Below are 12,655 nucleotides of genomic sequence, written 5' to 3' on the forward strand. Positions count from 1 at the left end.
ATACATCACAGCACTTTCTATCACAAAGGATGAGCATATTCGCATGATGATTCTATAAAAGACACACATTCCCTCAACCCGTGAAAATATACAGGTCTTCTTCGGGCTCTTTTTCCCTCCATTCATAAAAAACGTATTGCCCTTCAGAGGTTTTTACACAAAAAAGAGGGGAGAGACCGGAGAACGAGAGAGTCATCTCTCGTTCTCTTTGTCATAAGCACAAGATGGCGGGTTCGACTGAACCCCACAGGTACAATGTGTCAGCATCTCTTCAAGACAGGCAACTTGCCGCTGATAGGCAAGAAGCATCTTCTTGAGTTGAATACTCTCCTGTTGCGGGCGTTGCATTCCCAGTTTCGTCAATTGAGCATCTTTCTGTGAGGCACTATTTTCAGCTTTCACTTTCTGCAATTCTTCTTGTAATTCCCCAAGAGATCTCCGATGCACCTGCTCTGTTATCCTTCGTTGAATGTGAGAATTCGCTTGTTGGATCAAAACAAAGAGGTCCTGACGACGATAAATAGTGGCAACGGACACTCGTGCTTCTTTTGAAACCTCCATCACGGTAATCTGTTCTGGATCCATGCGGCGCAGAAGCATGGCTTGCACCGTCACTCGTACTCGTTCATAATTCTGCGAAGCGACCTGTTTACGAGCGCGAATCAATGCCTCTGATTTCAGATTCTGAAGTCGAGATTGGTTTTGAGAACGCATATCCTCCTCCTGGAACAAACATCGCGACAAGCCGATCTATTGTTCCTAAATGCTGCCACCACGGACGCAATAGCTCTGCTAATTCACTCAAAAAGACACGTTGTTCTTGAATATCGGTTTCAGCTAACTTTCTACCGAGAGAGCTCCCCAACGAATCCTGGACAACCCGCACATGGAACTGGACAAGCGCATCTATTTTTTCTCGCTGGAGAAAAGCAGGAACCAGCGCGTGCCACTCTCCCCCAGTCACACGCTCAAAAGCTACCTCTGAAACAGCTAATCCCAGAGCTTCATACCAATACTGTGCAACGGTATGCTCGTAGCTCTCTTCCAGGATCACGATCTCCTCCTGGAGAGGACGGGGGGATCCAATACCTTGACGAGCCAGCGTCCCAACCCAAAATCCTCCCCAGAGGCCGCTCGTCCGGCGACGGAGCGCCCGCCGTAATGTCACTCCAAGATACTGCTCCAGAGAAATCGTAGATGCGACACCTTCCTCCACAATTTTTCCAGAAGGAGAAGACAATGCTAGACTCACCTCTTGTAAGCGCTTTTCTGCGAACAGATGACGGACTTCTTGCGTTGTCTCATCCAAATAGAGATGAACATAGCGCAGATGCATTGGAATTGTCTGATGCCCATGTAAACGCATATTTTGCACCAGGGAAACACCTGCGTTGTACGTCCGGCTCACGCTATTGTGACGAAAAAGATGCGTCGAAAGCGCCACAAACGACGCCAGTGGGGCATCACATCTCGGACAAAATACCTCCTCAGCTTGCGCCACTCCATCACAGACAAAATCCTCCTCAAGAACGTGATGACAGTACACCCCCTGATGCCCTGAAAGGCGTGTACCACAACGAGGACATGTCGTAATACCTTCTTCCGTCGCAAAATAGCGGCATTCCATCCCTTTTCCTCGTCTCTGCTGACACAGAGGACTGTATGTTCCTGGTTGGAATAATCCATCTGCATTTCGCTTCGCGGCAAAGAGCAATGCTTCTCGCAACGCCTGACTGACTCGTATCGGAGACAGCCTTCCACGTGTCTTTTTATGGCGCCCCTCAGCTATCGGCACACGATCAAATAAATAATGCCAATCATTGGCACGCTCGGGGTCTTCTCTCAGGTAGCGAAAATTTGTTTGCCCAAGCGTGCGTGATGTTCCATCTTCTCTCAGGCGCAAGGAGACAACGTGATCCATATATTCTAGCAAACGCTCCATGCCGACCGCGACAATAGGAAAAGGCCGCTCCTGCTTGGTTTTCCCGCGAGGAATCAAGATATACGCATGCCCAGAATGATCCTCAATGAGACAGAAGAGATGGAGTTCGCACGTTTCGGTCACACGCGTGCCACAATAATATTGAATAGTCAGCGCCAAGCGGGCAAAAGGATCATAGGAAAGTTGGCAGACACCATTATGAAAAATACGATCAAACACCTCTTCTTGGGGAATAACCTTTGGCTCCCACCTTCTTCCTTTCGCCAACAGGGAAAGGACCTGATAACCAGCAGGGACCACATAGTCCAGATTCCTCAGATTGGCAAAAAAAGTGGCCAGGATATGCAGTTGTCCAGATCGGGAATGAGCCGTCATCTCAAGACATTTCGTCTCTTCATAGCCACGAAAAACTTGCTGGGTCTTCTCTCGGCTCCAATGAGGATAATCAACCAGAAGACCGTGCAATCGTCCCCACGTAAAAAAGTGCAGCAGAGCCGCCACCCGTGTTTGTAACGTGGAAAAAGCCAATCCCTGTTCTTGGTACCCCCAGGTGACATACGTCAACAAGTGCTCTTGAACAGCCAATGGAAGCAAAGCATACCCATTTTCTGCAGACAGGCCCTTTTGATGCAAACGCAAAGGACTCACCAAAGGCTGCTCGATTTCAGGCCTTCGCGAAAGGATGCTCTTCTTTTCTTCATACATCGGCGCTGCAAGCGCTTGCTCAAGCGCACGCACATACTCCTGGTGCCAATGACGAGGTCCATCATCCCTTCGATGCCTGTCTTGCTCTTGCCGTGCAGCATACTCCCAAAAGTACGAACGAATTTCGTCGAGAATCACATGACCCATACGAATATCTTTAGATAAGGGGAAAGGAAAAAACATGCCATGACTCAAATGGAATGTCACGAGACGATGCTCATGACAGGCTTGATTGAACTCATCAGGAGAGAGCGGGCGTCCAAGTTCAGCGAGGTGAGCAAATCCATACCGTAAGAGGACAAGTAAACTCACTATTTTCAGTATATACTCATGGGATGTTGGTCGATAATTGGTTGCCTGCAGGGCTGCAAGAAATTGCTGATATTCCTGTGGAGAACGTTGCCGCCATAAGCGCGTTCGATCCTCATTCTTCATTGAGCAGAGCGATTTGATGCGCAATATCTCCTCTATCGAGAGGTGAAGAAGTCGTCGATCCAATACATACATGAAAATAATTCCCCACGCAGCATTCGGCTCTTTTTCCCACCCATCTCTTTGGTGAACGCTCCACCACAGACGCACACTCCCCAAACGAAGAACCTCGCGAAGAAAGCTCGCGACAGCAAAACGAAGGTGGTTCAGGATTGATCCCTGACACTTCACCTGCTGGAGAAGAGGATTGCGTTCATGCTCTCGACAGCGATCGCACCGCTGACAGGCAGGAGCAAAAAAACGCCTCCACCACTCATTGAGTGTCCTGATCAGACGATCTCCTTCCCACTGAAAAAGAGCTGGCTCAAGATCATCTTTCTTGTAGAGAGGAATTCGTTTTCCCTGGCTTGACCGGTATCCCTTTGGCACAAGACCATATTTTCGGATAAGTTTATAGCAATACCGCTGATTCACTCTAGGAAAGAGACCTAAGAACTCCTCAATCGTAAAGACCTCTTCTGTGAAAGCGGGAATGCCTGCCACGTCAACGTTGAGACGTGGCATCAACTGAGCAAGATCTTTAGCAGCATACACTGCTGCAAGACGACCCTTATTGACCTGTGACCCGGTCGCTTTGATCTCATACCGCCTCAATACAGCACCCACACCGGCCAATCCATACACATGATTGAGTTCGGCCACCGTATAGGTTTCTTTCGTCAACTCGATGGGACTCAGTAAGGGCGGATTCACTCCTTCCTCAGAATGCAGAGGAAGGTGCCACTCGGTCTCTAACCAGAAAAAAAAATCTGTCGTAATACTATACACATTCCCATCTGAAATCACCGTGTCTCGAGCAAAAAAACTTTTTCCAGCACACGCACCGGGATTCTCTTCTTGCGCGAAGGACTCTCCCATTAACGCTCCCTTTCTGCGATCATTTCTCCAGAAACGTTCGTCATTGGCTTCAAGGGAGCAGAAAAATGTGATCCCCCTACTGGTGCCATCACTTCGACAAGGTGGTCAATTGTTCCCACATGCTGCCACCACGGATGTAAGTGGTCTGCGACCCTCTTCAAAAAGGCTTTCTGCTCGCGAATCTCGGCTTCGATCAGTTTCCGACCCAAAGAACTCCCTAATGCATCCTGCACAATGGGAAGATGAAACTGGACCAGCTCATCAATCTTCTCTCGGTTCAGAAAAACAGGGATCTGCGCATGCCATTCTCCTGCAGTGGCCGCCTCAAAAGCCACCTCGGAAACTGCTACACCCAAGGCTTCGTACCAATACTGCGCCACCGTATGCTCATACCCCTCTTCTGGAAGAACAATCTCTTCTGAAACAGCCAGAGGAGATACGATTCCTTTCTGGGCGAGTGCGCCTGCCCAGAAACCTCCCCAAATACCGCAGGTACGCCGCTTGAGTGAATGAAGCAAGCTGATAGTGAGATACGTTTCTAAAGAAAGAGGTGCGGCGTTTTTCAATCTGCCCGACTGTTGTTCATGCTGCATCTGTAACGACACACGGACTTCTTCCAATCGCTTTTGCGCAAAGATACGGTCTACTTCCTCAGCGCTTTCTTCAAGCAATGGATGCAGATAACGCAAATGCATCGGTATTGTTTGATGCCCATGTAATCGCATATTCGTAGAGAGCGAAACCCCAGCACGGTGAGCTCGGCTCACACTGTTATGGCGCAACATATGAGACGTCAGAGAGAGAAAGGGGGCCAATGGCATATCACATTTTGGGCAAAACATTTCGCCTTCATTGGCCACCCCATCACAGCTAAACGCGTTGTCAAAGCGATGCAGACAACGCTTGCCTCGCTCTCCCGAAAGAGACCCACCGCAACAAGGACACACCACGATGCCCTCCAGTGCGACAAAATAGTCGCATGTTTGTCCTTTCTCTCTTCGATACTGGCAGTGGCTCGTCCCGGTTCCAACCTGAAAGAGACCATGGGGATTGCACTTCGCTGCAATCCACAGTGCCTCCTGTAACGCCTTACCTACACGATTATGGCTTAACCTGCCATGTCCCTGACCACCCTTTCGTGCAGCAGAATCACCCGGCACGCGCTCAAATAAATAGTGCCAATTCTGCCCACGCTCAGGATCATCATACAGATACCGCAGATTGGTCCTCCCCAAGGTCCGTGAGGTCCCATTCGAAAAAAAATGATGCGCAACAACCTCATCAATATATTGCAGTAATATCCCCATTCCTATGTCCACAAGTGGGAACGGCCGCTCTTGCTTTGTTTTTCCACGCGGAATGAGTAACCAGGCATGACCCTCTCGATCCTCAAGGATACAAAAGACATGCAGATCGCACGTCTCTGTCACCCTCGTTCCACAATAATATTGAATAGCCAACGCGGCACGAACAAGTGGATCATAGGAAAGCTGACACACTCCATCTCGGAACACTCGATCGATCACCTCTTCCGGCGGAACCGCCCGAGGCTGATGCACACGCCCTTTCCTTCCCAGTGAGAGCACCTGATATCCTTCTGGAACAACATATCCCTGATCTGCAATGGTTTCAAAAAAGCGTGCAAGAGTCCCAAGGTACTCAGTACGCATCTCCTCTTTCATCTCACCACAACCACGCAATGCATATCCACGGAACACCGTGTGCGCAAAGGTCCGATCCCAATGAGGATAGTCTTCTAACACCCCTTGCACCCGCGCCCAGCAATAAAAATGCATGAGCATAGTGGCTCGCCCCTTCAGGGTAGAGAGTGCCAAACCTTTCTCTCGATGACAAAAGACAAGATAGGCCATCAACTGCTGTCTCACCACCTGCGGCTGTAACGCATACCCTTTCCCTTCATGCTCTCTCCGAGAACGAAGAAGCCAGGGATTCACCAGCAACTCCTTGATTTCTGGTCGTCGAGGAAGAATTCCGCGCCCGTTACCATACACAGGTGCCGCCAATGCTCGCTCTATGCTTGTGATCACTGACACCGCAAGAGGAAAAGACCCCCTGTTGATGGAATCCTTTTCCGATTCCTGTCTCCCAGAGGCCGCAGCCTGCCAACAAGAAAATCGCAGATCATCCAAAATTCCGTGACCAATGCGACTATCCGCGAGAAGAGGATACGGCAGAAAAATCCCGTGCCCCAGGTGAAGGGTCACCAAACGACCAGCATGACACATGCGCTCAAGTTCCTCTGCCGAGAACGCACGCCCCAGATCTCCAAGACTGCTCAACCCATAGTGCAAGCAGAGAAACACACTCACCACAACGAGGATACGTCGGTGCACAGCTGCATCAGAACTGATCAGCCCCAGCGCATGGCAAAACTGGGAATACTCCTCTGCTTGGCGCTCTCTCCACAGAGCCGTAAGATCTTTCATCGTCAGTGTCAGTAACGGGGTCAGTTGCCATAATTCCTCATTTGACATCCGGATCAACTGGCGATCAAGCAGATAGATAAAAAGGATGCCCCAACCACGGCTCCGAACTTCTTTCCATGTACAAGCCGCATGCTCACCCCACCAGGCGCTCACACTCCCCAGACGATGAACTTCCCGCAAAAAACGGAGTACGCACAAGCCCAGTTGCTGATTCCCATGCTTCCGACACACCACCTGCTGGGTCGGAGAATCGGAAGCAGGCTGGAAGCACGCTGCACATTTTTGACACGCAGGAGGACAAAAGCGAAGCCACCACTGCTTCAGCGTTCTCTCTATACGTTCCCATTCCCAGTCACGTAGGAGCGGGGCAAGATCCTCTTTTTTATACAGCGCTCTCTTTCCCCCCTTCCCGACGCTATATCCCACAGGTGTCAGTTTCTGCGCTCGCACTCTCCGACTGAGCACCTCCGACCCTCCATACACATCCCTCAAAGCGGCAACAGTAGTGACATCCTCATTCAACTCAACAAAAGGAAGAGGGAAGGCAATGGGAACCTGTTTCACATCGACAATGGGCACATGCCAGACATGTTCCAACCAATGAAACACATCACTCATCAATGCCGCAAGAGGTTGTTCCTCACTCAGAGCAGAACGTCTGGCAAACCACTGGTAAGCAGAGGTATCAGAGGAACGCTCTTCATCCAAAGAGAACACCATGTTTCCCTTTCCCTCCTCCTTGCTCAGTACCATATCCTCGGCGTTCATACCACCCCAACGGCGAATGCTGGGCATTCGCCGTAATGGTTGGGGCACTGAGAGCCTCTTGAACACGCTGACCGATCCGCTTCACTTCTTCAGGCAGTTTCATCTGTTCTGCGGCCACATAATATCGTTGGGTTGTTGCAGGATTCTCATGGCCAAGCAAGAGAGAAAGTCGCACAAGATCCATCCCCGCTGCCGCCAGAAGCGTCGCTCCCGTGGCCCGAAAAATATGACTATGCAGTTTCTCACACAGTATTCTCAGCACCTGTTGCTCCCCTGGAGAGCTGTGCGCAAGCGTGTGCTGAAAATGGGCTTTGAGCGCCAACAGCAGATGTTCCACCGAATGTTTCGTGACTGCACATTCCTCATGATCAATGTGACGAAAGAGGGCTCCATGATACCGCTCTTCCAGAGGAAGATGCAGTTCATTCGTGTAGGTATTCACGTACGTCCACGTACCCACGTCAACTATCGGGACAAAACGAGCTTTCCTCCCTTTCCCGACAATCTGCACCACCTGACCATCCACCGCTTCCCAACTCAATTTCACCAGTTCAGATATTCGTAACATCCCCCACAGCATCACTCGCAAGATCGCGCCGTTCCGGTTGGCCGCATTGCGACCATGGCTCACCAACGGAATGGCCTCAAAGATCAAATGCAATTCCTGGGGACTTAATGCCTCAGGACTAGGAGTATCTTGACGACGACGCAACAGTTTTGAAGGTCTCTGCATCTCCTTCCCAGAACGCCCGAGCAATCCTTCTGGCAACTTCGCCTCTTGCCAGCACGAGAGAGGGTGCTCGATGCGGGAGAAAGGATGACACGCAAGCGCTTCTTTTCCCACACGATCAACCACATACTCGCTCACCAGCCAATCGTAAAACGTCGAGATAGCCGCAAAGCGCAGATTCCGTGTCGCCGCCGACAATTGCATCTCCTGATACCCAACAGGCAATCTCCCTGTCTGACAGACCGTTTGGCGAGCCTGCACTGCATGAACCGGAAGATCCAACCACGCAAAGAGCGCACGCATATCCGCTCGCGTCAGCGCAAAAAGGGAACGATCCACCGCCTCCGCCGTTTCTAACCGAACTGGTTGCTGAGCCAGCCAGTTCAACGTATAGAGGAGCACCTTTGCATATTCATAGATCGTACCAAAGGCATATCCACTATCTGCCCCTAAACACATCAGCCATACATTGACTGCCACCACACTCGTCCCCAACTGCAAGACGTGCCGTTGCTCCTCGCGGCTGCGCGACTCCCTCGTTTCCTCTTGATCGCTCCACGCAATCTCACATCGACGGCACATACGCTCCACTGAAAGAATGAAAACGTTTGTCTCTTCCACCACAGATTCCCTCCCACTCACTCCTCTGAGTCTGTATCAGTTTTCCACCACACCCTATCCCCCCTGCTACCAGTATAGTCGAGCAAAGAGAAAAAAGAAAGGAAAATAGGAAAATAAGAGAAAAAGTACAGGAAAAGATACACAAGAAGTTATACAAGCAGATAAACGAGCTATCAACCAAAGGAAGAGAGAAAAAACCGTTCAAAGAGGAACCCTTTACGAAGAATGAAGATCATCTGTGTGAGAATCTCTCAGATGATGTGAAGTGAGGAGAGAACTCAATTGAAAGCGAAAGCAGAAGCCCCAACCCGTAAAAATGTATACAATTTCTCGTCGTCTTCCTCCTCCCCAACGCCCGGGATCAGTCCCCCAAAGAAGTGCGTCACCGCAGCCCTGACACGTGGATACAGCTTCCCATTGATCCGGTCCAGCTGCCCCCTGGTTGGCTGCTCACCCGGCACCAACAGGTCCACGAGATCAGGGTGCGCCCGTAAGCGTTCCCACGCGATCAGCACCAGCGATGCCTCACACAAGGTGGGAATCTCAAAGGCATACTCCGGCATCCCTCTGCGTTTTAAGCGTCCCGAGAACATCACCGAATACGCCGACTTGGGCGCAATCTCTCCTGAGAGCAACACCTCACCCACCCGTCGACCCACCATCGCCAGAAGACCTGCCGCAAGCGGCGCCCAGTCCTCACGCGCCAGCAATGCACATCCCTGCACCAGAATCGCTTGCGGATCTGGGACCCGGACCAGATGCTGATTGCGCTGCTCCACCGTGCCTCGTGAGCGCATCGTCAGTTCGGCCCAGTGCTCCGGCGCAAAATTAAAGGCACTCAGCGCCACATGCTGTAGCTTCCCTGTTTCAGCTGAGCGCACGCTATTGCGCTCGGTGAGTGGCAACCGACTCAACCACTCACGCGTCTGCGTCAGATAGGTCGCCACCGTATAGTCCGAGAGCGGCTTACGACGCAGCTGCGGCCAATCCACGAGCATCTGCTCAAAGAGGCCCTGCAACTGCGCCTGCGTTCCTCCCGCCAGTTCCCACTCGGCAAGCGCTGGCTCTAATGCGTCGTTCCAATAGGCCCGTAACCACCTTGGGGTCGGCATGGCTTCCCTCCTTTCTCACCAACAGACAGACGTCACAGCCCCCAACGCGTACGGGGGACATCTCCACTGCTGTTCTTTTCAAGAAAGTGTATCATACTACCTTGTTTCCTGTCAAGTAGTAATCAATATGGTGGCCACGTGAACCATTCAATACGTCCCTTTCACCACACACGCAGACGCTCGGTGGGACGTTTTAAAACGGCCCCTTGCTTTTTGGCCTCTCTTCTGGTATACTTATTAGGTAAGCTTTTTTGAGCATATCTCACTGAGCTCTTTTTTTTGCCCACATCCTCCCTCCCCTTCCCTCTCGTCCTCCTAAAAGCGCACCGCGAGGCTCTTGTCATCTGAGAAAAGAAGAAAAATCCTTCTGCTCACGCGCATGCCCTCCGTTGAGTCGATAGAACTAGGACCTTTCTCCTCCATGACTCGCTTGGACACCATCCCGCGTTGTGTGTAAGCGAGAAGCTTTTCAAAGCGAGAGTGTTGAGGCGATACTACAGGCATAAACAGTTCCTTTGGAACTCGTCACTCATTTCACAAAAAGGAGCGTGTTATGCCTGTGTCTAAGAACAAACCTACCACATCAGACGCTCTAGCTTCAACGCCAGAGGCCAGGCCAAACCTCTTGCCGGAGCCAGAGGACTTCCGTGAGTACTTACGTCGTCTCGCGGTGAGCGCTGTTCAGGTCTTGCTTGAACAGATCATGCTAGAAGAAATTGAGGATCTCAAAATCCCCAGAGATCGGGAAGGAGTCTTTCACACCGGCGTCTTCGAGCGCTACAGTCGCTATGAACCAGAAGTAGCAGAAGCGCTCACCCAGATGTTTGTTAGTGGAACTAGTACCCAGAAAGTAGGCAAAGTGGCGGAAAAGCTGATGGGAGTCGCGCCCTCTGCCAGCGCCGTCAGTCGTCTCAACCAGAGTTTGACTGAGCAATATGAGACCTGGAGGCAGCGTTCTCTGCTCGCTCATTACCGGATTGTTTACCTGGATGGGATCCATTTCACGGTTCGTCATGGAACCCAAACCGATTCCACGATGATTTTAACGGCCTTGGGAGTTGATTTGGAAGGCAGCCGTGAAGTCCTGGGCTTCCGAGCTTGCGCCGAAGAAAGTCAGGATGGCTGGGAGGGCCTGTTGCAAGATCTGCGCAATCGCGGCATGAAAGCCATTGATCTGGTGGTGACTGATGGTGCCGATGGCCTGCTCGCCGCAGTCTCCGCGCTCTTTCCAGCCACTCCTCGGCAACGCTGTCTGATTCACAAACAGCGCAACGTGATGAGTGCGATTCCCAAACGCGAACAGCCAGAGGTCATGGCCGATCTCAAAGGGATCTGGACTCAGGAGAAGAAAGAGGACGCCCTCGTGAACCTAGCGGCATTCAAAGCCAAATACCAGAAGCGCTATCCTGAAGCTGTTCGCAGCTTGATTGAGGATGAAGAGCATTTGTTGACCTTTTATGCCTTCCCACCGGTCATGCATCGCTACATCCGGAGTACCAATGCCATTGAAAGCCTCTTCAGCAATGTTCGGCAACGCACGGATCAGATTGATACCTTCACCACCGAAACCAGTTGCCTGACCATCGTCTGGGCGGTAATCCAGGATATTCGCTTACCGAAGATCCCGGTTGGCTAACGGCTGAAGACTCATAGTGGTGGAGAGATCAAGCAACCAGCCTGTTGGGCTGGGTTAGGGGAAGGTTGCCTTTGTCGATCGTCCTGTGTAACAATCCGTCCTTGCAGCAGTTGTTTTCTGATCACTGATGATATACTTGGGCCAGCGCTCCTTCTTCTGTGTAAATTTCCTCCCATGCGCGTGAGCAAATTTACAATCAGACAATCTTCTGCAAGAGGAGATTGTCTGAGCTTATTTTTGTCTAAACATCAATTGAAAGGTAGATTATGTCTAAAACTCATTATCCCGAAGTAGATCAGCTTATTAGCGAGCTGCACACTTCTATTAAAATCGCTCTTGGCGAAAGGTTACGCGGCTTTTACTTGTTCGGCTCACTGGTTGGTGGCGACTTCGATTCAAAAACCAGTGATATTGACCTACTAGCTATCGTTGAAAGTGATGTCACGGACGACGAGCTACACGATTTAAAAGCCATGCACGAAGACTTTGTCCAGAAGCATCCCGCTTGGCACGATCGAATAGAGGTAGCCTACGTTGATGTTGAAGCGATGCGAGCCTTTAAGACAAGTACAGTGAGAATCGCTCGTGTCAGTCCAGGTGAATATCTCCACTACCGTGACATGGACATTCAGTGGCTCATGGACTGGTATATGGTGCAGGAGCAGGGTTTGACGATAGAAGGCCCTTCGCCCAAGACATTCATTCCGACTATAACTGAGGATGAGTTTGTTACCTCCATTAAGGGCGAGTTCTCGTCTTGGCTAGGCCTAGCAAAGGAAGCACGCTGGGTGGGCTACCAATCATACGTGATTCTCTCCTTGTGTCGCGGCTTGTATGCGATACGGTTCGGAAAGCAGGTATCAAAGTTTAAGGGTGCGTCATGGGCTGCACAAGAGTATCCGCAATGGGCTGAGCTTATTCAACAGGCGACTCAATGGCACGGCTCGTCGGATAAAGCGGATAGTCTTGCAGCGCAAGCTGAAACGATTACATTTGCCCAATTCATGATCAGCCAAGCCTAACTTGAACGGTGCAACATGTAAATCTGCTCAACTTCTGGAGACAAGCGCATCGCTTTTGAAACTCTGCTTGTTCGTTTATGGTTTGCCTTTACACACAACGCGGGATGGTGTCTGGATATCTACCTCTGGCCTCTCGTCGAGGTCTTCCACCATGGCAGCGGCCAACTCCTGCAACGACGCCCCTTCCCTCTCTCCTACCATGCTCACCCATCCTACACATATCCACCCCCATCTTGAACCTATGCTCACACTACCACAAAAAAGGAGCCTTTCACTCCTTCCACTCTCCCCTTCTTTTCTAGTATGACGAGAAAAATAACCC

8 protein-coding genes are annotated in these 12,655 nt (G+C 50.9%); 2 read left to right on the forward strand and 6 right to left on the reverse strand.

Annotated features, from left to right (window positions below):
• Window positions 1-192: 192 nt before the first annotated feature.
• From AC27N8_RS13735 to AC27N8_RS13755, 5 genes are all read right to left on the reverse strand, one after another.
• On the reverse strand, window positions 193-714 hold the full coding sequence (locus AC27N8_RS13735; RefSeq protein WP_487067958.1) for a hypothetical protein: 522 nt from the start codon (window positions 712-714) through the stop codon (window positions 193-195).
• Window positions 650-3,997, reverse strand: a complete 3,348-nt coding sequence (locus tag AC27N8_RS13740; protein WP_487067959.1) for a hypothetical protein — start codon at window positions 3,995-3,997, stop codon at window positions 650-652. The genes AC27N8_RS13735 and AC27N8_RS13740 overlap by 65 nt, the downstream gene beginning before the upstream one ends.
• Window positions 3,997-7,164 (reverse strand): hypothetical protein, encoded by a 3,168-nt coding sequence (locus AC27N8_RS13745; protein WP_487067960.1) that lies wholly within the window; start codon window positions 7,162-7,164, stop codon window positions 3,997-3,999. Before AC27N8_RS13745 ends, AC27N8_RS13740 begins: the two co-directional genes overlap by 1 nt.
• Window positions 7,145-8,563 carry a tyrosine-type recombinase/integrase gene (locus tag AC27N8_RS13750; RefSeq protein ID WP_487062701.1) on the reverse strand — a complete coding sequence of 473 codons (1,419 nt, stop codon included), beginning with the start codon at window positions 8,561-8,563 and terminating at the stop codon, window positions 7,145-7,147. The genes AC27N8_RS13745 and AC27N8_RS13750 overlap by 20 nt, the downstream gene beginning before the upstream one ends.
• A gap of 278 nt (window positions 8,564-8,841) precedes the next feature.
• Complete coding sequence (locus tag AC27N8_RS13755; RefSeq protein WP_487062703.1) at window positions 8,842-9,675, reverse strand: protelomerase family protein; 834 nt, start codon at window positions 9,673-9,675, stop codon at window positions 8,842-8,844.
• A 553-nt stretch (window positions 9,676-10,228) separates the two neighbouring features.
• On the opposite strand from AC27N8_RS13755, the gene AC27N8_RS13760 reads away from it, so the two are divergent.
• Window positions 10,229-11,311 (forward strand): IS256 family transposase, encoded by a 1,083-nt coding sequence (locus AC27N8_RS13760; RefSeq protein ID WP_487062705.1) that lies wholly within the window; start codon window positions 10,229-10,231, stop codon window positions 11,309-11,311.
• 266 nt (window positions 11,312-11,577) lie between these two features.
• Window positions 11,578-12,333 (forward strand): aminoglycoside adenylyltransferase domain-containing protein, encoded by a 756-nt coding sequence (locus tag AC27N8_RS13765; protein ID WP_487062707.1) that lies wholly within the window; start codon window positions 11,578-11,580, stop codon window positions 12,331-12,333.
• A gap of 75 nt (window positions 12,334-12,408) precedes the next feature.
• On the opposite strand, the gene AC27N8_RS13770 is transcribed toward AC27N8_RS13765, so the two are convergent.
• Window positions 12,409-12,534, reverse strand: coding sequence for a hypothetical protein (locus AC27N8_RS13770; RefSeq protein ID WP_487062709.1), 126 nt, complete (start codon window positions 12,532-12,534; stop codon window positions 12,409-12,411).
• Between the last annotated feature and the right edge of the window lie 121 nt (window positions 12,535-12,655).

Source organism: Dictyobacter sp. Z7_2, assembly GCF_057551105.1.